Annotated in this window: 19 protein-coding genes and 1 pseudogene; 10 read left to right on the top strand and 10 right to left on the bottom strand. The window is 60.7% G+C overall.

Going from position 1 to position 22837, the window contains the following annotated elements:
• Window positions 1-7 precede the first annotated feature (7 nt).
• The gene (locus RTCIAT899_RS30225; RefSeq protein WP_015343648.1) at window positions 8-658 is read right to left on the bottom strand and encodes a TetR/AcrR family transcriptional regulator; all 651 of its coding nucleotides are present in this window, start codon (window positions 656-658) and stop codon (window positions 8-10) included.
• 193 nt (window positions 659-851) lie between these two features.
• On the opposite strand from RTCIAT899_RS30225, the gene RTCIAT899_RS30220 reads away from it, so the two are divergent.
• Window positions 852-2075 carry a multidrug effflux MFS transporter gene (locus RTCIAT899_RS30220; RefSeq protein WP_015343647.1) on the top strand — a complete coding sequence of 408 codons (1224 nt, stop codon included), beginning with the start codon at window positions 852-854 and terminating at the stop codon, window positions 2073-2075.
• 119 nt (window positions 2076-2194) lie between these two features.
• Here RTCIAT899_RS30220 and RTCIAT899_RS30215 read toward each other — a convergent pair.
• Window positions 2195-3147: pseudogene (locus tag RTCIAT899_RS30215) on the bottom strand (aldo/keto reductase).
• A 174-nt stretch (window positions 3148-3321) separates the two neighbouring features.
• Between RTCIAT899_RS30215 and RTCIAT899_RS30210 the strand changes: the two are divergent.
• Entirely contained in the window at window positions 3322-4221 is a 900-nt protein-coding gene (locus RTCIAT899_RS30210) for an AraC family transcriptional regulator (RefSeq protein WP_041678484.1), read from the top strand.
• A 90-nt stretch (window positions 4222-4311) separates the two neighbouring features.
• On the opposite strand, the gene RTCIAT899_RS30205 is transcribed toward RTCIAT899_RS30210, so the two are convergent.
• The 6 genes from RTCIAT899_RS30205 to RTCIAT899_RS30180 all read right to left on the bottom strand — a co-directional run bounded on the left by RTCIAT899_RS30205 (window position 4312) and on the right by RTCIAT899_RS30180 (window position 10778).
• A complete protein-coding gene (locus RTCIAT899_RS30205; protein WP_015343644.1) occupies window positions 4312-5562 on the bottom strand; it encodes an MGH1-like glycoside hydrolase domain-containing protein in 1251 nt (416 codons plus the stop codon).
• A 31-nt stretch (window positions 5563-5593) separates the two neighbouring features.
• The gene (locus RTCIAT899_RS30200) at window positions 5594-6652 is read right to left on the bottom strand and encodes an ABC transporter ATP-binding protein (protein WP_015343643.1); all 1059 of its coding nucleotides are present in this window, start codon (window positions 6650-6652) and stop codon (window positions 5594-5596) included.
• 13 nt (window positions 6653-6665) lie between these two features.
• On the bottom strand, window positions 6666-7526 hold the full coding sequence (locus tag RTCIAT899_RS30195) for a carbohydrate ABC transporter permease (RefSeq protein ID WP_015343642.1): 861 nt from the start codon (window positions 7524-7526) through the stop codon (window positions 6666-6668).
• Complete coding sequence (locus tag RTCIAT899_RS30190; protein ID WP_015343641.1) at window positions 7523-8374, bottom strand: carbohydrate ABC transporter permease; 852 nt, start codon at window positions 8372-8374, stop codon at window positions 7523-7525. Before RTCIAT899_RS30190 ends, RTCIAT899_RS30195 begins: the two co-directional genes overlap by 4 nt.
• A 72-nt stretch (window positions 8375-8446) precedes the next feature.
• Entirely contained in the window at window positions 8447-9721 is a 1275-nt protein-coding gene (locus RTCIAT899_RS30185; protein WP_015343640.1) for an ABC transporter substrate-binding protein, read from the bottom strand.
• A gap of 46 nt (window positions 9722-9767) precedes the next feature.
• On the bottom strand, window positions 9768-10778 hold the full coding sequence (locus RTCIAT899_RS30180; RefSeq protein ID WP_015343639.1) for a substrate-binding domain-containing protein: 1011 nt from the start codon (window positions 10776-10778) through the stop codon (window positions 9768-9770).
• Window positions 10779-11432: 654 nt separating this feature from the next.
• On the opposite strand from RTCIAT899_RS30180, the gene RTCIAT899_RS30175 reads away from it, so the two are divergent.
• Window positions 11433-11729: a PRC-barrel domain-containing protein gene (locus RTCIAT899_RS30175; protein ID WP_015343637.1), complete on the top strand. Its 297-nt coding sequence runs from the start codon at window positions 11433-11435 to the stop codon at window positions 11727-11729.
• Between the two features lie 376 nt (window positions 11730-12105).
• Here the strand turns inward: RTCIAT899_RS30175 and RTCIAT899_RS30170 are convergent, their stop codons facing one another.
• Window positions 12106-13287, bottom strand: a complete 1182-nt coding sequence (locus tag RTCIAT899_RS30170; RefSeq protein WP_015343635.1) for a helix-turn-helix transcriptional regulator — start codon at window positions 13285-13287, stop codon at window positions 12106-12108.
• A gap of 294 nt (window positions 13288-13581) precedes the next feature.
• Complete coding sequence (locus RTCIAT899_RS30165) at window positions 13582-14271, bottom strand: GntR family transcriptional regulator (protein WP_041678483.1); 690 nt, start codon at window positions 14269-14271, stop codon at window positions 13582-13584.
• 242 nt (window positions 14272-14513) lie between these two features.
• On the opposite strand from RTCIAT899_RS30165, the gene RTCIAT899_RS30160 reads away from it, so the two are divergent.
• The 7 genes from RTCIAT899_RS30160 to RTCIAT899_RS30130 all read left to right on the top strand — a co-directional run bounded on the left by RTCIAT899_RS30160 (window position 14514) and on the right by RTCIAT899_RS30130 (window position 22824).
• Window positions 14514-16067 carry an ABC transporter substrate-binding protein gene (locus RTCIAT899_RS30160; protein ID WP_015343633.1) on the top strand — a complete coding sequence of 518 codons (1554 nt, stop codon included), beginning with the start codon at window positions 14514-14516 and terminating at the stop codon, window positions 16065-16067.
• 142 nt (window positions 16068-16209) lie between these two features.
• Window positions 16210-17175: an ABC transporter permease gene (locus RTCIAT899_RS30155; protein WP_015343632.1), complete on the top strand. Its 966-nt coding sequence runs from the start codon at window positions 16210-16212 to the stop codon at window positions 17173-17175.
• A gap of 12 nt (window positions 17176-17187) precedes the next feature.
• A complete protein-coding gene (locus tag RTCIAT899_RS30150) occupies window positions 17188-18144 on the top strand; it encodes an ABC transporter permease (protein ID WP_015343631.1) in 957 nt (318 codons plus the stop codon).
• A 9-nt stretch (window positions 18145-18153) separates the two neighbouring features.
• A complete protein-coding gene (locus RTCIAT899_RS30145; RefSeq protein WP_015343630.1) occupies window positions 18154-19347 on the top strand; it encodes an amidohydrolase family protein in 1194 nt (397 codons plus the stop codon).
• Complete coding sequence (locus tag RTCIAT899_RS30140) at window positions 19344-20849, top strand: amidohydrolase family protein (protein ID WP_015343629.1); 1506 nt, start codon at window positions 19344-19346, stop codon at window positions 20847-20849. Before RTCIAT899_RS30145 ends, RTCIAT899_RS30140 begins: the two co-directional genes overlap by 4 nt.
• Complete coding sequence (locus RTCIAT899_RS30135; RefSeq protein ID WP_015343628.1) at window positions 20846-21859, top strand: ABC transporter ATP-binding protein; 1014 nt, start codon at window positions 20846-20848, stop codon at window positions 21857-21859. The genes RTCIAT899_RS30140 and RTCIAT899_RS30135 overlap by 4 nt, the downstream gene beginning before the upstream one ends.
• Window positions 21856-22824, top strand: a complete 969-nt coding sequence (locus RTCIAT899_RS30130) for an ABC transporter ATP-binding protein (RefSeq protein WP_015343627.1) — start codon at window positions 21856-21858, stop codon at window positions 22822-22824. The genes RTCIAT899_RS30135 and RTCIAT899_RS30130 overlap by 4 nt, the downstream gene beginning before the upstream one ends.
• The last annotated feature ends 13 nt before the right edge of the window (window positions 22825-22837 follow it).

The raw sequence follows: 22837 nt of genomic DNA, 5'->3' as shown, positions 1-22837 counted from the left end.
CCGGTGCTTAGCGCTTGGCGAACGCGCGCAAAAAGGTCTTCGTTGCCTCTCTTGCCATACGGTCGACTTCTTCCTCCGGAGTTTGGCGGCCGATCTGTTGGTTGATCCGCAGATCTGTTGCGAGCAGCGCCACATACTGGCGCGCGGCAAGTGCCGGATCCTCTATGTCGAGATGACCAGCGAGCGCGAGCTGCGCCAGGCGAGCCGCGATGGCGGGGTATTTCTTGCCCGGTCCGTATTCCTTCCAGGTCTCGAACAATTCGGGAAATCTGCCACCCTCGGTCTCGACGAGCTTGCGTAGCCAGCGGCCATTCGGATCGCAGACCGCCTTGCGCAGGAGCAGCGCTGAGAATTCTGTCAGCTCCGTTTCCAGATCGATAGGTGCCACGGGAAATGTGTCCAGCACCCGAAAGAAGTCGGCGCTCGACTTCTCGGTGATCTCCGCAACCACAACCTTGAACAGATTATCCTTATCGCCGAGTTGATTGTACACCGTTTGACGGGACACGCCGGCTCTCGCCGCGATGGCATCGATGCTCGCCGCCGCAAACCCCTCCTCGGCAAAAACGTCTGCGGCCGCGTCGAGGATTGCCTGACGTTTACTGGTGGCGGGTGGACTCTCTGTCTCGGAAGAAACCGCTGCGGGCGAAGTTTTCATGACACCATCATATAGGACTTGACCAATTGGACAATACTGTCCAAAATATTTTACAGGAATGACGGGCCATGCGTTGGAACCATCTCCGTCTTTCCGCTGTCCCATCTATAATCGCCCACTCAATCCCCGTCACATGCTTTTTGTATGAGACTTTGTTTCGTCCGGGGAATGGTGTGCGGGAAAGGTTTCTTCCGTGCAGAGCAAGGATTCCGTTTCATCCCTCGGGGCCGGCGGCTCCCACCATGCCATCGTCCTTGGCATTCTCTCAGCCGTGGGTCTCTTTGCCCTCGACATGTATCTACCCGCGTTGCCGACGATCAGTCTGGATCTTCACGCTGACACCCATGCAGTTCAGGCAAGCCTGATCTCCTTCTTCGCCGCCATGGCCGTGTCGCAGATTGTCTATGGTCCATTGTCGGATATGTTTGGCCGCAAGCGGCCTCTGTATGTCGGTCTGGTGCTCTATATCATCGGCGCAATCGGTTGCGCGCTCTCCAACGATATTAGCTGGCTGGTCGCCTTCCGTTTCATTCAGGGCACAGGCGCCTGTGCCGGCGTCGTGATTGCCCGCGCCATCGTGCGCGACCTGCATACGGGGGCCGCCGCCGCGCAACTGATGTCGCGGCTTATGCTGGTCTTCAGCATCTCACCCATTCTGGCGCCGCTCGCGGGCAGCATCGTGACAATGTTCGGAAACTGGCGACTGATCTTTTGGGTCATGGTCTTCGCCGGCGTTGTCGGCTTCGTCGCGGGCCGCTTTTTCCTTGAGGAAACCCGGCCGGTTGCGGCGCGCAGTGAAAGCAGCCTCGGCGGGGCATTGAAGGCCTATGGAACACTCCTTAAGGACCCGTACTATCTCGGTCTGGTGCTGATGGCCTCCTTCGGCATGTCGAGCTACATGATCTATGTCGCCAACTCCTCCTTCGTACTCATCGGCCATTACGGGCTTTCTCCGAGCTTTTACAGCGTCGTGTTTTCGGTGAATGCCGTTGGCTTCATCGGCATGTCGCAGATGAACGGCTGGCTTGCCCGCCGGATCGGTTTGCGCAAGGTCATTCGCGGTGCGGTTTCGGGTTATGCGCTGACGATGTTGGCGCTGGCTGTCGTGATGGTCGGTGGCGTCGATCGCCTCGACATTATGGCGGCCTTCCTGTTTGCGGGCTACGCCTTCCTTGGAATGATCGTGCCGAATGCGGCGGTACTGGCGCTTGAACACCATGGCCGCATCGCTGGCACGGCCTCGGCGATGATGGGGACGGTCCAGTTCATGACATCGGCGCTGGTGGTTGGCATCGGCGGTATGTTTATGGACGGTACGGCGAGACCGATGGTGGTCGTCATCGCTATCTGCTCGGCCATCGTGCTTCTCCTTTCGATCGCAGTGCTGAAAAGCAGGCATGTGGTGGCAGCCGAATAGATCCTGCAGCCACCGATTGCAGCGGCCTATCTGGGCCGCTCGCACCACGGCCTCTTCCGTGCGAGCGAGGAGCGCCTTCGGAGCGGCTCCGAAATCTTCGGACAGCGGCCGCTTCAGCTCTACATCTCTTTTTCCCACCAGCCGCGGGTGCTCACGTCAGTGGCGTCCGCGAGGGCCTCCAGCTCTGCGATGTCGGCGCCGGTAAGGGTGATGCTGCCGGCTCGGACCAGACCATCGACATGATGGGGTTTGGTGACGCCGATGATGGGTGTCGTGCCCTTGGCGATGGCCCATGCCGTCGCGACATCGGGCGCTGCCGCACTTTGCTTCTCTCCGATCGAGGCGAGCTTGTCCGTCAGAGGCTTCAGCCGAGGCAGCATGCCATTGTAAGCCTGCGCCCGATTGGTGCCTTCCGGCAGCGGATTGTCCGAACTGTACTTGCCGGTCAGGGCGCCCTGTTCGAGCACCATATAGGCGAAGAACGGGATACCTCGGTTGCGGCAGTAATTCAGAATGCCAGCTTGCTCGGAGCTGCGGTAGAGGAGACTGTAGTGGTTCTGAATGGCATCGACCTGGAATCCGGCTTCCCCGAGGATCCGGTTGGCGAGTTCGATTTCGCTCAGGTTGTGATTCGAAACGCCGACATGTTTGACCTTTCCACTCTTCAGCAACGGTATCAGGCGCGGAGTCCACCGCGCCACATCGGCCGGATTGTGAATCCAGTAGAGGTCGATGTAGTCGGTGCCGAGGCGCGACAGGCTCTGTTCCAGCATGTCCGCCACCGGATCATCACTGGTCCCTGCCGCTTGCGGGGTGAACTTCGTGGAGAGCTGGTAGTCGCTGCGAGCGTAGCGCTCCAGTATCTTCCCGAGCATGGTCTCTGAACGGCCCATGCCGTATACCATGGCAGTATCCCACAGGGTAAAGCCGGCCGCATGCGCCTTTTCCGCGACCTCTTCCAGGCCAACCTGCGTGAGACGGCTGCCGAAGTAGCCGTCGCCAGCCTCGCCGTTGTCGCCCCAGGCCCAGGTGCCCAGTGCGACCGTGGGGTCTTCCGATTATCGATTGTCATGTTTGCTCCATACTTGTTCCGCAGCCAGGTTCGCTGTGACTCAGGCGCTGCAGACACTATGATGGGTGGCGATGCTGAACCGTTAGCCCGATGCGCCGCATTTACTGCCCAATCCTCCAGAAGCCGCGCCGATCCGCCTTGCTGCTCTCCCGCACGCGTGCGATGGTCCGCTTCATGGAAATACTGACCGAAATCTCTGCGATAATTGCTCGGCACGCCTCGAAGGATGGCTTCCACGCCACCTCACTCGAACGTGTGACGCTTGCTCGATCCTCCACGGTGACGATGCCGATGCCGAACGTATACCGGCCGCAACTATGCCTTGTCGCCCAAGGGCAAAAGGAGGTTACGCTGGGCGACCGCGTGTTCAGATATGCACCGGGCCGTTACGGGGTCGTGACTTACGACCTACCGGTCACGGGCCAGGTGGTCGAGGCGACGCCTGACAAGCCCAATCTATGCCTGTACCTCGATTTCGATCCGGTCATGTTGGGACAATTGGCGTTGCAGGTGTCGCCGCCACCGGGAGCGCCCGCTCGGCCCATAGGCAAGACGGTGTCCGACGCCAGCGCCAGTCTGCTCGATGCGGTGCTGCGCCTGCTGCTTCTGCTCGACGATCCGGCAGCGTTGCCGATACTCGGACCGCTTACTGAGCAGGAAATTCTCTATCGCCTGCTCGCCGGCCCGGACGGTGCGAGGATGCGCCAGATCACCTCCAGCCAGGGACGGGTGGCCCAAATCGGCCGCGCCATTGCGTGGATCGGGCAGAACTTCCGGGAACCGTTCAGCATCGAGCGGCTTGCCACGGAAGTTGGCATGAGCCCGTCGAGCCTGCACGAGCATTTTCGCGCCGTGACGGCGATGACGCCGCTGCAATTCCAGAAGCAACTGCGGCTCCAGGACGCGCGCAGCCTGATGCTGGTCCAGGACATCGACGCCACGACCGCCGCCTTCCGCGTGGGTTACGAAAGCCCGTCGCAGTTCACTCGCGAGTATCGCCGCCACTTTGGAGAACCGCCGGCGCGCGACATAGCCCGCTTGCGGGCTTCGCCAAGTTTGCCGGTGGTGGCTTGAGCTCAGTTTACCGGCGAGTGTCTCTGCATCTACTGCCTTGATTTGCTCGCACAATCTAAGATTTATGCGTGGCGCGACCGGCACCTAAATTTACGACGCGGCGAGCCACATATAAGCTGCAGCCGTCCAGGAGAAGCCAAGGCCGCCGCAGCCTTCCCCGGTGACCGGGTCGAAATATTCGGCAAAACCCTCCGCCTCGATCGCCATGATGGTCGACTTGCGCAGCTTCTCGGCATCGTCGACGCGGCCATTGCGCTTCAGGCCGTCGATCAGCAGCCAGTTGATGATCGCCCAGGCCGGGCCGCGCCAGTAGCGTTTCGGCTCCCAGCTGGCGATGCCGGGCTTTACTGTCGGGAAGGCGACTTTCATCCCCTTGGACCATGCCTTCATTTCATCGACGAGAGCGCCGACGACCGCCTGGTCGAGATCGAGCGACAGAAGCGGGATGAAGCCCGCCTGTGTCGGTGCCTCGATATCCCAGCCCGAAACGAGATCGCGTGATACGAAACGCGATAGATCGGGTCGCCACTGGGCGAGGATCGCGTTACGAGTTTTTTCATTGAGCGCGGCGATCTCGGACGCGTCTTCCAGGCGGCCGAATTCGCGGGCGAGCGCTTCGAGGTCTTCGCCGGCCTTGAGCAGGATCGCGGTGGTCTGGATCTCGGCGACCTTGAAGGGGGCCTTCGCCCACTGTCTGGCGGGCTCCCAGCCGCAGGCGGCATAGGTATCAACCAGGTGGATGAAGCGCTGATAGTCCTCGTTGCGGGGACGCATCAAAGCGTTCACGTGGCCGGTATCCTTGCGTACGACCGGCGTGTCGGTGGTGGTGGGAACGCGTGCGAGCGCGACGTCCCATGCGGGAGAATTGTCGCTGCCGCTTTCCCAGGGATGAAGCAGGGCAACGAGGCCGGTCCCTTCACGGTCGCGAGCCGCATACCACCAGCGATGCCATTTCAGGGCCGCCTCATAGAGCGGCAGGGTGCGGGTCTTGTCCCCGGAGGCTTCGTGCAGCTTGCGGAGCGCGATGGCGAAAACGGGCGGCTGGGTGATGCCGGAGGTCGGGATCGTATGGCGGGTACGCCAGACGCTCGGGCCTGGAAAATAGGTATCGCTCGGCTGGTGGAAGACGATATGCGGGATCATTCCGTCCGCCCACTGGCCCTCGATCAACCGCTCCAGTTCGCGATAGGCGCGGTCCGTATCGTAGAGCGCGAAGCCCATGGCGACGAAGGCGGAATCCCAGTTCCACTGGAAGGGATAGAGCCGGTCCGTCGGCACCGTATAGCCGCCGCGGTCGTTGGCGACGAGAATACGCTTGGCTTGATCGATATGCAGGTTCATGTCGGTACTCCGGTATTGGGGTGGGACGCCCCTAGGCCATCACGGCCGGAAAGGATTGGCCGCTTTCGGGCGAAAGCCAGGTGATGCGCTTGCGATCGAGCTTCAGGCCGATCGTATCGCCGCTCCCAACGGTTTCGGAGGCAGGCAGAATGACGCGCACGGGCTGATCGTGGATCGAGCCGGTCAGGAGCAGGTGCGAGCCCATCGGTTCGGCGACCCGCACTTTCATTTCGAGGCCCTCCGGCAGGCCCGCAAGCTCGACCGCCTCGCCGCGCAGGCCGAGGATGATCTCCCTGCCGGCTTCCTGCGGTGCATTCAGTTGCTCGATACCGGCAGAGACCTGGCCGTTCAGGACGGGTACCTTGATGAAGTTCATCGGCGGATTGCCGATGAACCCACCGACGAAGCGCGTTGCGGGATGATTGTAGACATCGACCGGAGAACCGACCTGCTCGACGATCCCTCCGTGCATGACGGCGATGCGGTCGGAAAGGCCCATCGCCTCCGTCTGGTCATGCGTGACGTAGATCGTCGTCGTGCCGGCCGATTGCAGCACCGTCTTGAGTTCGGTGCGCATTTCGAGGCGAAGCAGCGCATCGAGGTTGGAGAGCGGTTCGTCCATGAGGAGTACCTTGGGCTCGACGGCAAGCGCGCGGGCAACGGCGACGCGCTGGCGCTGGCCGCCCGAAAGCTTGTTCGGATAACGGTCGAGATACTGTTCGATATGCAGCAGGCCGGCGGCCTTTTCGACCTGCGCCTTGATGCGCGCCTCGTCTGCCTTCTGCATGCGTAGCCCGAAGGCGACGTTTTCGTACACCGTCATATGCGGGAAGACCGCGTAGTTTTGGAAGACCATCGCGAGCCCGCGATCCCTGGGAGCGAGCCCGAGGACCGACTTGTCGCCGATGCGGACATCGCCGCCGGATGCGGTTTCGAGACCGGCGATGATGCGCAGGAGCGTGGTCTTGCCGCAGCCGGACGGGCCGAGAAGCGAGACGAATTCACCGTCGTTGATCGTCAGCGAGACCTCTTTCAGGGCCTGGAATGCCCCGAAACTCTTGCGGACACGGTCGATGACAATATTGGCCATGGAATTGGTCCCGTTATTTGGAGGAAATGCCCCAGATCGCGAAAAGGTAGCGCCTGACCGCGAAGATGAAGACAACCGAGGGAAGGATGAGCATCAGGCCGCCGGCGAAGCGGTAATGCATCGGGCTTTCAGAAAGCACTGTCAGCAGATAGGCCGTCAGTGTGCGGTTGCGCACCGTCAGCACCGAGGCGGCGAAGACTTCGTTCCACGAGATGACGAACGCAAAGACGGCCGTTGCGACGATGCCCGGCAAGGCGAGCGGCGCCACGACCTTGAAAAAGGCCTGGATGCGGGTGCAGCCGAAAACCCATGCGGCTTCTTCCAGCTCTTTCGGGACGCCGAGGAAAATGCCCTGGGTCACCAGAGCAGCGAAGGGGAGCGCCAGGACCGTATGGATCAGGCCGACGCCGACGATCGTATCGTAAAGGCCGAGCCGGATGAAGGAGACGGTGAGCGGCAGCGCCAGGATCGCCAGCGGGAAGGCACGCGTCAGCAGGACCAGCAGCCGGTAGCTGTCCTTGCCCGGAAAATTGTAGCGGGCGAGCGCATAGCCCGCGGGCGCCCCGAGCAGGATGGAGAGGGCGACCGTGATGCCTGCGGCGCCCAGCGAATTGAGGAAGGAGCGGACGACCCCTTCCGTCTGCAGGAAGAGGATGAAGGGTTCGAGCGAGATGCCGGTCGGCAGGCCGGTCTTCGGCCAGATGTAGACGCCCTGTCGCCCGCCGAATGCGCCTAGCGCCACGAGATAGATCGGCACCAGAACCCAGGCGCAAAGCGCGGCGATACCGCTCCAGAGCAACCAGCGGCGCGATGAAACGAAGCTTGCGGGATTGGCGGTGGCGGCTGCTTCGGAACTGATGGCTTGTGTGCTCATGGCAGGCGCTCCGGGTCGACCTTGAAGGCCTTGAGATAGACGAGGGTTGCGGCGAGCGAGATGACCATGATCAGAACCGCATAGGCGGCCGCGACGCTGTAATTCTGGTTCTGGTTCTGCCAGTTATAGGCTTCGCCCACGAGAACCGGAAAATTACGGCCGCCCAGCGCATATACGACTGCGAACACCTCGAAGGCGAGCACGGTGCGCAGGATGAGGGCCGATTGCAGCGCCGGGCGGATCAACGGCAGCGTTATTTTCCAGAAGCGCGTCCAGGGACCGGCCCCGAAGATTTCGGCGGCTTCCTTGAACTCCTTCGGCACCTGGTTGAGGCCGGCGACGATGATGACCATGACGATCGCCGTGCCGCGCCAGATCTCCGCCACCGCGATGGCGATGAAAAGCGCAACCGGCGTCTGGTAGGAGAGCCAACTCGCCTGGCGGCTGATCACGCCGAGGCTGAAGAGCAGCGAGTTGAAATAACCGGTATTCTGAAGGATCGACAGCCAGACGAGGCCGGCGGCGAGATCCGAAATGCCGAGCGGGATCGTCCAAATCCACAGAATCGTCTCCCGCCCGCGGCCGATCTTGGCGACCATTGTGCCCATGGCGAGCGCGATGGCGATCTGGACCGGTACGACCACGATCGTCAGCAGGAACGTGTTGCGCACCGATTGCATGAAATTGATGTCCGTCACCATGCGCTGCATGTTTGCAGGCGACGGCGCGCCGTCATCCGAGACCGCCAGCCAGATCGTCTGCACCAGCGGCACGATGAAAAGCAGGCCGAGGAAAACGACGGATGGCAGGATCAGCAGATAGGGGATCCAGGGTCGGTTTTGGGTCATGGACTCCCGCCTCGAAAAGCAGGGTTGCAGAAAGAATGTCCGGGCATTCGCGCCCAGGCACTCCAGGGAGGATTATTGAACCGGGCAGGCGCCGTCACTCTTGGCATCCGGTGCCCAGCAGGGAGCCTTGGTATCGGTCATCAGCTTGGCCATGACGGCGCCCTGCTTGGCCAGCACGTCGCCGACGGGCTGGTTTTGCAGCACGATCAGCTGGAAGCTGTCCATATAGACCTTGTTGAACTCGCCGCCCTTGTCGCCGAGGCCGACTGGAAGAAGCGAGATCACGGCATCCTTGGCCGCCTGGGTCTTGGTAACGGCGCCGGCGAGAAGTGCTACGCCCTTGTCGAGATCCGGTGGCAACTGGACGTTCAGCGTCGGGAAGAAGCCGACCTTGGACGCGGTGAGCAGCTGGATCTTCTGGGTCGTCAGTGTTTCGATGATCTTCGTCGCGCCAGCCGCATCCGGGGCACCCTTCGGGATCGAAAGGCCTGCGAGAACGGGCATGTATCCGCGGCCCTTGGGGCCGGCCGGAGACGGGAATACGACATAGTCGTCCGGCGAGGCGGAAATGGCATTCTTCAGTCGGGCGACATGGTCCCAGGCGACCATGACTTCACCCGCGGCCAGCGGCTCCTGCATGAAGTCGTAATTGGTCGAGTTGGGGTTTACATAGGTCCAGAGCGCCTTGAGTTTCTCCCAGCCTGCCGCGGCATCGGCGTTCTTGAAGGTGCGCACTACGCCGCCGGTGAAGGATGGGTAGAAATAGCCTTGGAAGTAACGTGCCATCAGGCCCTTGGGACCGGCCGGGAAGCCGATTTGCGGCTGGCCCGTCGCCTGCTGCATGTTCTTGCCCCACTCGATCAGCTGATCGTAGGTGATGGCGTTGATATCGGCGCCCTTTGGCAGGTATTGCAGGGCTTCCTTCTTGGCGGCCATGACATAGGTTGCTTGCATCCACGGAATGTATTGCTGGATGGATTTGCCGAGCTTGCCGAGATCGAGGAGCGATTGCGGCATGCCGTCGGCAGCGAGCTTCTTAGCGAGATTATCAAGCGGTTCGAGCTGATCCTTGTCGGCGAGTGGTGAAAGCTCGCCGTGCAGCGCGCCGATCAGGCTGACGGTGTGCTTGCCGGCCTTGGCCTCCGCTTCCATGCGTACGGCGAACTGCGGCGGTTCCTCGACCACATAATCCACCTTGCCGGCATCCTTCAGCAGGTCCTGCCGCACGACGGTCGCCTCTTCGATCGGGCGAAGCTGGGTGGATACGAAAACCGTCTGGGCAAGCACCGGCGAAGCAAAGCCCAGCACAGTGGAAGCCAGAATTCCGAATGACGTGATGCGTTTCATATTCTCTCCTCCTTCATTGTTTTTATCTGTGATGCACTGTGTCGGATCATGCCGCCTTCATCGGACGGCGATGGCTGTCGCGATCGATGAATTCGATCGCGTGAAGCTCCTGCAGTTCCTCCGCAGGCTCGCCGGCGATCGCCCGCAACAGCAGCGAGGCGAAGCTCGCGCCGAGGTTTTCGCCGGTCATGCGCATGGTCGAGAGGGAAGGGTTGGTGAAGGCGCCCGTCGGCAGGTCGTCGTGACCGACAATGCTGATCGCGTCGCCGCCATCGATTTCGCGTAGCGCTCTGAGCGCTCCGATCGCCATTTCGTCCGTGGAGCAGACGAGGGCGGTGGGACGCGAAGGCTGCCGGAGCAGTTCCAGTGCGGCGAGATAGCCGCCCTGTTCCGTAGGCACGCCTTCGGCGCAGAGATCGGCATCCAGACCTGCCTCGTCCATCGCGGCCTTCCAGCCCGTGCGGCGCACATGCGCGAAGTAATAGTCCTGCGGCCCGGCAATATGGCCGATGCGGCGGTGGCCGGCGGCCTGAAAACGGACCGTTGCCGCGTGGAACCCGGCAAAACCGTCGCCGTCGATATAGGGATGCGGCACGAGGCTTTCGGTGCGTCCATTGGTGACGAAGGGAATGCCGCGCGACTGGAGAAATTCGACGCGTTCGTCCTGCCGCCTGGTGCGCACGAGAAGCATGGCATCGACGCGGCGGCCATCAACGAAACGACGGCATATATCGAGTTCGCTTTCACCGCGTGGCACAGGCGCGATGACCAGATTGAGGCCGGCACTCGCAAGATGCTCAGCACAGCTGGAGAGCATATCGAGGAAATGCGGTGGACCGATATGGCCGGGGTCGCTCGGCAGCGTGATGGCAACCAGTTCGGCGCGTTGCTTTCTCAGCCTGCGCGCCGACGCGTTGGGGCGATAGCCGACCATGTCTGCAGCCTCTCTCACACGCTTCCGGGTTGCTGCAGAGACATCGTCGTAACCGTCGAGTGCGCGGGAAACCGTGGTGATCGACAGTCCGAGCGACTGTGCGAGCTGCTTGAGATTTGCCAAGATCGTCCTCCCGAATGGCGCAAAGGATTCTCCAAAACGTTTTGGGAGTCAAGTCAAAACGTTTTGGATATCCCTCATGCATAGTCGCCACGATCATTCGAGAGCTGAGGGTCCCCGATACATCCGCCGTTGGGAAAAGGAACGGCGTGGGCACCTGGTGCCGCATGAGCAGGCGCCTGAAACGCCTTGGCGCAGTCGGCTTCGCCGGGCGCAATATCGGCAATCCGGGCATATGCCCTAGGATGGTCCGCAAGCGGACACAGCCCAACAGCCTTCCTCGCCGATTACCATGCTCTTAACCTTGATGCCCGGACCAGGCGACCATTTCGATTTTGGTCGCATGCCAGCCCATAGCGGCGCAACTACGAGCGATCTCTTAACCACGCAAAGTGAGCAGGACCCGATTAAATGCCAAACGCCAAGCGTTTCCAGGGGAGTTTGGTCGACTCGCTGGTAGAGGTCGATCATAGGGATTGACTTCCGAACTGCGCCCTCCGGAACAAAGCTTTCGCATGGCCGTTCGTTCTTTTGATGAACGGAAAAGGAAAGGCCAAGCCCCAGTGGCAATCAATCCAGGTACACGGACACACAGGAACGCAAGGCCAATCACATCGCTAATCGACGCTACACCCGAAGCTAAAGGAGGAATAACTCATGGATCATAGCAACCACATACGACTGACCGAAGAAGAATTCACACAGGCTAATCTGGAAGGCGCATCGATCTATGGTACTGATGATCACAAGGTTGGCACGGTTGACCACGTGCATGGAGCCGGCATCAGCAGCAGCGTCGTGATCGACGTTGGCGGCTTCCTTGGTATCGGCGCAAAGCCGGTGTCCGTTCGAGTGACCGATCTCGATTTCATGCGCGACGAAAGCGGCGAGATCCATGGCGTGACTTCCTGGACAAAGGACCAGCTGAAGGCAATGCCGGAGCATCGCGATTAAGCACTAGAAAGGAGCTTTCGCATGTGCGGCGGGCTCCCCGCTTCTAACCGAGGTGTCCATATGTGAGAGGTATCGAAGCCCACTGTCGTGCACGCCGGGCTGGTCTCGGCGCCCTTCATTACCGTCGACGACACCGGTGCCGGCCATATCAGGGGCAACGCCCAAGCTGTATCCATCGTTTGGTGGATCCATCCGCGGAGTTTGCAGAAAATTGCGCGTCCCTGGGCTGGCGAGACCAGAAAGATTCCAGACCTGTCGGAAGATACTTAGAGCAATTCCAGGAAGAGTGCGGAAGCGGTTCTCCGTCCGGAATTGCGAGACAACAAAGAGATAGAGCGGCTCGGAGATTCCGTGAAAAACTCAGCTGCTCTAGGATTCATCGCTGGAGAGACATGACCGATTTGACAAGGGTGGCTCGTCGCGAGGCACCTGTTTTACCGAATATCGAGGACAGATGCGTCTTAACCGTGCTGGGTGCGACGCCCAAAGCGTCCGCCATCTTTGCTACCGTGTCGAATTCCAGCGTTGCCTGCAGGACCCTCGCTTCTGCCGACGTGAGCGCGTACAGCTTAGCTGCGGCCTCGACCCCCGATGCCGTTGCTGGTTCTACCCGCCGAACGAACAGGGCAGCGTGAGCGGATCGTCCGACCTGATCAAAAGCCACCTGCGTTTGTGACTGTGGCAGAAGCCGCATCAGGTAGCCTAGCCATTCAATACCCTCGCTGTCCTTCATCTTGATGAGGGCCGGTGTTGGTGTGAGCAAGTTTTCTGGGCGTTCGAGGGGAGCCGCCAAACTTTCCCGGAGTAATCGGTCGGCGCTTGGGCCGGCGAGGCCGAGCCCGAGAACGCTGTTGCGAACGAGATCGCCGTGCGCAAGCAAGGTGTTGGCTACCTGATTGGTCCAGACCGGGCGTCCGGTGGCGTCCAGAATGAACACGCCCGCCTCAATTTGGTTGAGCGCCGCCTCGAGTGACCCTGAACGTAGCCGGTGCCTGCCCACCTCTCGACCGATAAGGGCGGCGCGCTGAAGATGCGGGACCAGGAGTTTTAACCTTGCGCGCAGTTCGTGGTCTACCAGGCCGTAATCCTTATCGGTAATGATAGTGAAGGCGGCCGCACCTGTCTTGTGACGCTGGATGTTGAAGATCGCCGCGTCAAAAAAACCCTGAGGCGCGACCCACTCTCTAAAGAATCGGCTGGCTTGGAATTCGTGAACCGGAACGAGGTCGCTTGCCGAAAAGATCTCTCCCGGATTAATGAAAATTGACGCTGGATAAATGGGATTGAGGGACAGGTATTTTTTCGTGTAGATCTGCAGAAAATTTGGATCAAATCCCCAAGAATAAAACGTTTCGCTATCGGGTCTGCTTCCGTCCCTCCAGTAAATTCGTGACGCTTTTCCTCGCACAAATCGACATACCAGCTCCAGAACCTTCGGCCAGATATCTTCATCAAGGACCGTCTCGTAGATAAATCCGATAATATCCGAAAGTTCTCTAATTTCAGCTTCAGAAAACGTCATTTGTTGCCCGGACGAAATTGATGAACCAAGTTTCAAAAGTATATCGTAGACTTTCTCTTTCGCGAACGCTCATTTGAAGGTAGTCCGGTTCTCAGGAGTTGTCACGTTATTGAGCGATGATGGAAGTACCTCCATGACTCGCTGAGATCATGCACCCGCGCCTGTCGCGGTTTTCAATGCGCTATTGCGCGGATGGGCAGATCGTCCTGCGCAAGTCGCTGCGACGCGGACGGAAGCATGCGCCGAAGTCACATCCTTCAATGTGGCTTCGGCGGCTGACTATCCGATTTCGACGCGCTCTAGATATAGATGCTGCATTTCCCGACACAGTTAGTCGGACGTCGCCATATACCGGCTGAGAATTTCGCCGATATCCGGTCCTTCGTGGCTATCATCCGCCTTGGCGCGATCCTCCACCGCGTGCAGGTGGTGATCCATGATTTCGGCGGCCTTGGCGAGATCCTGCCGTTTCAATGCTTCGATCAACTGGATATGCTCGTCGATGCCGCATTCTGCCGAATGCGGCCGGCCGAAACGGGCAAGGATCAATGACGAGCGGGACACGATCTGGCTGATGAAGTCGATCAACAACTTGGATCCCGTCAATTCGGCCAGGAGGATATGAAACTCCCCGGCAAGACGAATAGAGCGCGGAGACGATGCTTTAAGCGCCCGTTCCTCCTCGCGCACGTGGCTGATCAGGGCGTCGACGCCATCGCGCGGAATGCGCTTGCAAAGCCGTTCTATCACCTCGCGCTCTAGGCAGCGCCGCAGCGCGAACACTTCTACTGCCTCTTCCAGCGTCGGCATTGCAACTGCGGCGCCGCGGTTCGGCTTGATTTCCACCAACCCGTCGGAGGCCAGGCGCAGCAGCGCATTGCGTGCACTCGTACGGCTGACGCCGAACGTGTCGCCTATCGAATCCTCCGGCAGTTTGGTGCCCGGCTTCAGTGCCTGCTCGAGAATTGCCCGGCGCAGCGAGCCATAAATCGCATCACTTCTGCTGAGATTCGTAGACATTGCGCGCGGTTCTTTCGCCTGAATGCAGTTCGGCTTCGTATCGCACAGATATTGCATTAAATCCAGATATCAAAATTGCATGCAATTTTATCTTGAGTTTGTATTCGTATTGATCTAGCCTCCAATTCAATCCACAGAGAATAAAGCGAAAAGCAGCCTGGCGGAATGGGATTTCAACGACATGCATTGATTTATCGCTCAAGAACGAGCGGGCATTGCATGCAATCCGAGGGGAATTTGCAATGCGATTTACACGAATTATGGCAACCGGTGTTGCGCTTTTGGCGCTCTCGATGCCGGCGATGGCCGGGACGCTGAAATGGGGCGCCTCGCGCGATATCAGCTCGCTCGATCCTTATTCCTATGGTGACAGTTTTGCGCTTGGCGTGCTCAACCATGTCTATGAAGGACTGGTTCGCTACGATCGCAACCTGAAGATCGAACCGGCTCTGGCCACGTCCTGGGAGATCGTTTCGCCGACCACGTGGCGGTTTCACCTGCGCGACGACGTGAAATTCCATAACGGCGCCGATTTCACCGCGGAGGATGTGCAGGCGTCGCTGAAGCGCGCAAGCGATCCGAAATCGCCGCTGCGCGGCAATATTCCCGCGTATAAGGGCTCACGCGTCATCGATGCCCATACGATCGAGATCGATGTATCGGCTAACTATCCACTTCTCCTCAACGACCTGACCACCATCTACATCTTCGATGCCGTCTGGCTGAAGGACAACAGTGCTGAAGCACCGACCGATGTGGGCTCGGGTACCGAGGGCTATGCGACCTACCACGAGAACGGCACCGGTCCGTTCAAGATCGAAAGCCGCCAGCCTGACGCAAAGACGGTGTTCACCAAGTTCGACGGCTGGTGGGATAAGCCGCAGCACAATATCGACCGGATCGAATTCACCCCGATCGCATCCAATTCGACGCGTGTGGCGGCACTTCTGGCCGGTGATATCGACTTTACCGATCAGGCTCCGGTACAGGATATTCCACGCCTTCAAGCATCGCAGCAGGTGAGGGTGCTGGAAGGCACCGATCTTCGCACGGTGATGATCGGCTTCAGTCAGCGCGATCAGCTGATCGACGGCAAGCCGAACCTGATGAAGGATATCCGCGTCCGTCAGGCCATGCAGCTCGCGATTGATCTCGACCTCATCAACAAGAAGGTCATGCGCGGCAAGTCGCGCAATGCCGGTGCCCTCGTTGCGCCGCAGATCCCCGGTTACGATGCAGCGATCGACACGCCGATGAAGGCCGATCCGGAAAAAGCCAAGGAGCTGCTGAAAGCCGCCGGCGCTGAAGGCTTCGCCTTCAACTTCAACTGTGCCGACAGTCTCGTCAACGAGGAACAGGTCTGCCAGGCCGTCGCCTCCATGTGGTCGCGCGTTGGCCTAAAGCCGCAGCTCGATCAGGGCACCCGCGCCGTCCAGACGCCGAAACGCTCCTCGGGCAAGGTCGACGTCTATACGCTCGGCTGGGCGACGCTGCCGATGCTCGACACCTATAGCCTCACCTCGCAGGTGCTGCACACCAAGGAAGGCTCGTTCGGCATCTTCAACTGGGGCGGCTGGTCGGACAAGGAATTCGACAAGGTGACGGAAGCCTCCGCCGTCGAGCTCGATCAGACGAAGCGTCTGGCCATGGAAGGGCAGTCGCTGAAGATTGCCAAGGAACATGTGCTGATGATCCCGCTCCACCAGCAGCCGTTGGCCTGGGCCACGAATTCCAAGATCAAGGATTTTCCGCTCTTCTCAGACAACCTGCCCCGCCTGTGGCTGGTGAAGATGTAATCCCGCTCCCCTCGCTGTGGTTGAAGCGCGGTGAGGGGATACTTCGGGGCGATGCCGGCTGTTCGGCCGGCCCCGGCAAATTCAACGGGCAGGCTGCAAAGCCTGAAAACCACCCGGCCAAGGTCACATTCAGGAACGTCTCATGCTCGCCTTCCTCGTCAAGCGCGTCGGCAATGCCATTCTCGTCATGCTGACGGTCGCGTTCTTCGCCTTCCTGATCTTTCGGTTCCTCGGTGATCCGGTGGAGTTGATGGTCAACGAGAGTGCCACGCAGGTGGAACGCGATGAGCTTCGCGCCCGGCTGGGCCTCAACGATGGCTTCTTCGCGCAATATGTGCGCTTCGTCGGCAATGCGGCACATGGTGAGTTCGGCCTGTCCTGGCGCAACCAGCAATCCGTCACCACGCTGATTGCCGAACGCTTTCCGGCGACATTCGAACTGGTGATCATTGCCACGCTCCTATCGCTCCTGGTCGGCATCCCGCTCGGTGTGTTCACGGCGATCGGGCGAGGGCGGTGGTGGGCCGAAAGCCTGCAGTTCTCCTCCATCGTCGGCGTGTCGCTGCCGAGCTTTTTCGTGGGCATCATTCTTATCCTCGTCTTCTCTGTCAGCCTCGGGTGGCTGCCGGGCTATGGTCGCGGCGAGGTGGTCCAGCTCGGCTTGTGGTCGACAGGACTTTTGACCGCATCCGGAAGGGCGGCGCTCGTGCTGCCCGCTCTGTCACTGTCACTCTTTCAGATCACGCTCGTCATGCGCCTCGTCCGCGCCGAGATGCTGGAGATCTTGCGGGCGGATTTCATCAAGTTTGCCCGCGCCCGCGGCGTCAAGCACCGTGCCCTGTGGTTCCGCCATGCGTTGAAGAATTGCCTGATGCCGGTCGTCACGCTGACGGCCATGCAGGTCGGCAACCTGATCGCCTTCGCGCTGGTGACGGAAACCGTCTTCCAGTGGCCAGGCATGGGCATGCTCTTCATGCAGGCCGTTACCTTTGTCGATATCCCCGTCATGGCGGCCTATCTCTGCATTGTATCCTTCATTTTCGTGACGCTGAACACGCTCGTCGATATTGCCTATGCGGTGATCGATACGCGGCTGCGTGCCGCCTGACGGGAGCTCATCATGACCATTGTCGAACAGACCGCGAAAAAGCCCGCCCGCGCTACGCCGTCATGGATCGCGCGCCTTCGCGACAGCGATCTGTGGTGGAGCTTCTGGCATCATCCATCGGCGGTGATCGCTGCGGCATTGCTTCTTCTGCTTGTCGCCTCGGCCTTCCTTGCACCATGGATCACGGTTCAGAATCCTTATGATCTTGCCTCGCTCGATCTTCTGAACGCGGAAATCCCGCCGATCTGGATGGACGGCGGCCAGTGGCCCTTCCTGCTCGGAACGGATACGCAAGGGCGCGACCTGCTGTCGGCGGTGCTTTACGGCTCGCGTGCCTCGATCATCATCGGTGCGGCCTCAGTGGCTGTTTCGCTCCTGGTCGGCGCAATCGTCGGTCTGATTGCCGGCTATTACGGCAAGTGGGCGGATAGCCTTTTGATGCGGGCTGGTGACGTGCTCCTATCGATGCCGACCATGCTGATCGCCATTCTCGTTTCGGCGCTGGCGCGACAGGCCTTGCCGTCCTCGTTACGCGAGATCGGTTCATCCGGCGTCATCGTCTTTGCCATCTCGCTTTCCGCCTGGGTGCAATATGCCCGGACCGTGCGGGCGCTCACGATGGTCGAGCGCAACAAGGAGTATGTGCAGGCTGCGCGGCTGATCCGTGTGCCGACCTGGCGCGTTCTCGTTAAACATATCCTTCCCAACACCACCACGCCGCTGCTCGTTACCGCGACGCTCAATTTCGGCCTCGGCATCCTGATCGAGGCGACGCTGTCGTTCCTCGGCGTCGGCATGCCGCCCGAGCAACCGTCGCTCGGTACGCTGATCCGGATCGGCAACCAGTATCTATTTTCCGGTCAGTGGTGGATCGTGCTCTTTCCGGGTCTGCAACTCTGTCTTCTCGTCGTGTCGATCAACGTGCTCGGCGATTGGCTTCGTGACGCCCTCAATCCCAAACTGCGCTGAGGTATTTCCATGAGCGATCTTCTGATCAAAAACGCCAGGCCGATCGGCGGCGAGCTTGCCGATATCCGTATCGAGAACGGCCGGATCGCCGCCATTGGATCGTCACTGGCAGCGGAAGGCGTGCCGGTGGAAGATGCCGGCGGCCGCATTGCCATCCCCGGTTTGGTCGATGCCCATACCCACCTCGACAAGTCGCTGCTCGGCTACCCCTGGTACAAGAACGAGGTCGGCCCGCGGCTGATCGACAAGATCGATAACGAGCGCAAGGTCAAGCGCGACTACGGGCTCGATGCCCATGTTCAGTCGATGCGCCAGTCGCTGCAATCGGTCGGTTATGGCACGACGCTGATCCGCACCCATGTGGATATCGATACCGATCAGGGCCTGATCGCGCTCGAGGGCGTGATGGAAACCCGCAGGCAGCTCACCCGCGTGGTGGAGATCGAGATCGTCGCCTTCCCGCAATCCGGCCTGATACGCCGGCCGGGAACCGCCGAACTTATCGACAGGAGCATGGCCATGGGCGCCGATCTCGTCGGAGGGCTTGATCCCTGCGGCATGGATCGCGATCCGAAGGGGCATCTCGACACGATTTTCGCCATCGCGGAAAAGCACGGTAAAGGTATCGATATTCACCTTCACGAAGGCGGTGAGCTCGGCGCCTTTTCGATGGATATGACGTTCGAGCGCATTCGCGCTCACGGCATGCAGGGCAAGGTCGCCGTCAGCCATGCGTTTTGCCTCGGCGCGCCGGACTGGAACATGACGCAGGGCCTGATCGATACCTGCACCGAGCTCGATGTGCCGATCCTGACGACCGCGCCGCCTTCGCGCGAAGTACCGTCCCTCAAGCGCCTGCGCGCCGCAGGCGTACGCTTCGGCGCCGGCGTCGATGGCTTCCGTGACACCTGGGGGCCGTATGGTAACGGCGACATGCTGGAACGTGCCATGCTGCTTGGCATGAAGAACAACCTGCGACGCGATGACGAACTGGCACTTGCTCTTGATGTCTGCACGACCGGCGGTGCGGTTGCGATGGACCGTACCCGGCATGCTCTGGAGGTTGGCGGGCGGGGTGACATCGTTCTCGTCGAGGGCGAAACCCTCGGCGAAGCGATCGTCACCCATGCGCCCCGCAAGCTTGTGGTCACTGCCGGAAATATCGTTGCCCGAGACGGCAAGAGCCTGCGGGAACGGCCATGACATATGCACCCCGTTGGTCTGATCTTCCCCTTGGCAAGCGGCCTGACGGCCGCTGGGCACTTCGTGCGCGCTTCGTCATCGCCGACATGCCGCAAGGGCGGCGGCTGATCGAGAACGGCGAGGTCGTCATAGAGTGCGATCGCGTCGTCTGGGTCGGGCAGAACTTCGAAGGCGAAGTTTCTGCCCGTTACGACATGGGCGAGGCCCTGATCGGGCCGGGCTTTGTCGATCTCGACGCCTTGTCCGATCTCGATACGACCGTGCTCGGCATGGATAACCAACCTGGGTGGCAGAAAGGTCGTGTCTGGCCGACAGACTATGCGGCGCGGGCCTACGAAATGTACGCACCCGAAGAGTTGGCTTTCCAGAAGCGATACGCCTTCGCGCAACTGCTTCTGAATGGCATTACCTCGGCGCTGCCGATCGCCTCGCTCTTCTATCGGGCCTGGGGCGAAACGGTCGCGGAGTTTGAAGCGGGAGCCGAAGCGGCCGAAGATCTTGGCCTGCGCGTGTGGCTCGGGCCGGCCTTTCGCAGCGGCGGCGTTATTCTCGATGAGGCGGGCGTGATGCAACCTATCTTCGACGAAGAGCGGGGGCTTGCGGAGCTCGTCGAAGCCGCATCTTTCGCCCGCCGCGTTCACGGAACGGCCGGCGGCCTGATTTCCGGCCTACTCGCGCCTGATCGTGTCGAGACCTGCACAGAGGCACTGTTGCGCAAAACGTTCGCGCATGCACAGGACATGGACCTGCCGGTGCGCCTGCACATGGCCCAGGGCGATATGGAATTGCAGACCGTCCGCCGATTGCATGGTATGACGGCGCCGGAATGGCTGGATGGTCTCGGGCTCTTGTCTTCGCGGCTGATTGCGCCGCATGCCACGGTCGCGACCGACGCGGATCTTGACCGCTATGCCGCAAACAACGTCACCATCGCCCATTGCCCACTGGTTTCCGGCCGGCATGGGTCGATGCTCAAGTCCTTCTCGCGGCTCAAGGCCATGGGCATTCGCATAGGCATGGGAACCGACACGGCGCCGCCGGATATGGTCTTGAACATGGCGACCGGCCTGATCGTCAACCGGATCGCAGAAGGCCGCGCTGATGCTGGCTCAGCCGCCGATTTCTACGATGCGGCGACCATCGCCGGCGCCGATGCGCTGAAACGACCGGATCTTGGTCGTCTCTTCCCCGGCTCCAAGGCGGATATCGCCATATTCGACATGGCGGACCATATGATCGCGCCCCGTATCGATCCCATCCAGACGCTCGTCTATGGTGCGACCGGTCGCGTCACCCGCGCCACGATCGTCGACGGGCGCCTGTCGATGCGCGATGGGGCGGTAGCCGGTATCGATCTCGTTGCCGACCGTGGCAGGGCTCAGGCGCAGTTCGACGGCCTTGTCGCCCGCTACCCCGAGCGCACATTCGGCCACCCGCCGGTGAGCGAGATTTTCCCGTCAAGCTATCCCTTGTACCCAGTCGTCAGCGAGGTCCTGTCATGACCGCCGTAATCCATCCCTCCATATCGGGTGTACCGGCGCTCGACGTCAGGGGCCTCTCGGTGGAGTTTCCGAAGCGTAAGGGCGTTCTGACCGCGCTGTCCGACGTGTCCCTCACCATCCGGCGCGGCGAAATTCTCGGTGTCGTCGGCGAAAGCGGTGCCGGCAAGTCGATGACCGGCATGTCCGTTCTGGGACTTCTCGAACCGCCGGGCCGGATTTCAACCGGTGAGATCCGCATCGGCGGCAAGCGCACCGACAATCTTGGCGAAGCCGAAATGGCGCGGATCCGTGGCCGTATGGTCGGTGCCATCTTTCAGGACCCTTTGACCTCGCTCAACCCACTCTTCTCCATCGGCCAGCAATTGATCGAGACGATCCGCCTGCATTCGGATCGCAGCCGCGCGGAGGCGAGAGCTTATGCGATCGACCTTCTGAAACAGGTCGGCATTCCCGGCGCCGACGAGCGGATCGATCATTACCCACACCAGTTTTCCGGCGGCATGCGCCAGCGGGTTGTCATCGCGCTGGCGCTGGCGGGCAACCCGCAACTGATCATCGCCGATGAACCGACCACGGCGCTCGATGTATCGATCCAGGCGCAGATCACTGCACTATTGCGAAAACTTTGCCGCGAGCACGGTACCGGCGTCATGCTCGTCACCCACGATATGGGGGTGATCGCCGAAACGGCCGATCGTGTCGCGGTCATGTATGCCGGTCGCGTCATTGAGATCGGGCCGGTGGATGAGGTGCTGAGCCGGCCGAAACATCCCTACACGCGCGGCCTGATGGGCTCCATCCCGGCGCTTGGTGCACGGGTGGAAAGGCTTGCCCAGATCGATGGCGCCATGCCGCGTCTCAATGCGATCCCGTCAGGCTGTGCCTTCAATCCCCGCTGTCCCGATGCCGGGCCGCGCTGCCGGCAGGTGCGCCCGGCGATGGTGGCCAAAGGGTATGCCGCGGACGAGGGCAGTGTTGCCTGTCTGGTCCACGATGGAGGTGTGCAGTGAGAAGCGCTAGAAATGCACTGGAAGTCGATCAGCTGAGCCGTGTCTTCGACGTTTCGGCTCCATGGCTCAACCGGATGATCGATCGCAAGCCAAAGCGCTATCTACGCGCTGTGCAGGATGTCACTTTCGTCGTCGAGAGGGGCAAATGCCTGGCGCTTGTAGGCGAATCCGGCTGCGGCAAGTCCACTGTGGCGCGACTTGTGACCGGGCTCTATCGCCCCAGCGAAGGCGCCATCGTGTTCGGACCGTCATCAGATGGCCGCCCGATGGAGGCGCAGATGATCTTTCAGGATCCGCATGCCAGCCTCAATCCACGCTGGCGTGTCGGCGACATCATTGCCGAGCCGATCCGCGAATTTGGCCTGCGTGAAGGAAGTGACGCCATCGATGGGCGTGTTGCGGAACTGCTGCACACCGTCGGTCTTTCGCCGGATGATGCCAAGCGCTTTCCGCACGAGTTTTCCGGCGGCCAGCGGCAGCGCATATCGATCGCCCGAGCGTTGGCAAGCGAGCCGGAATTTCTCGTTTGCGACGAACCGACATCGGCGCTCGACGTCTCTGTTCAGGCGCAGATCCTCAATCTCATGCGCAAACTGCAGGACGAGCTCGGTCTCACCTATCTCTTCATAAGCCACAACCTTGCCGTCGTCCGTCACATGGCTGACCGGATCGCCGTCATGTATCTCGGCCGCATCGTCGAGGCGGCGGACACGGAGGCGCTCTTTGCCAATCCGCAACATCCCTATACGCAATTGCTGCTCCAGACGATCCCGGACGTGGTGTCGCCCAACCGCAACCGTCAGATGATGGGCGGTGAGCCACCAAGCCCCCTTGAGCCCCCGACAGGATGTGCCTTTCATCCCCGCTGTCCGATAGCGACCGAGATATGTCAATCGATTGCCCCTGATGTACGCCCGCGTCAGGGCGGGGGCACGATTGCCTGTCATCTGGCGTCAAGGGACTGAGTATTAAAGGAAT

This window comes from Rhizobium tropici CIAT 899, from assembly GCF_000330885.1.
Lineage (GTDB): Bacteria > Pseudomonadota > Alphaproteobacteria > Rhizobiales > Rhizobiaceae > Rhizobium > Rhizobium tropici.
This window is presented reverse-complemented; position numbering and strand designations above follow the sequence as displayed.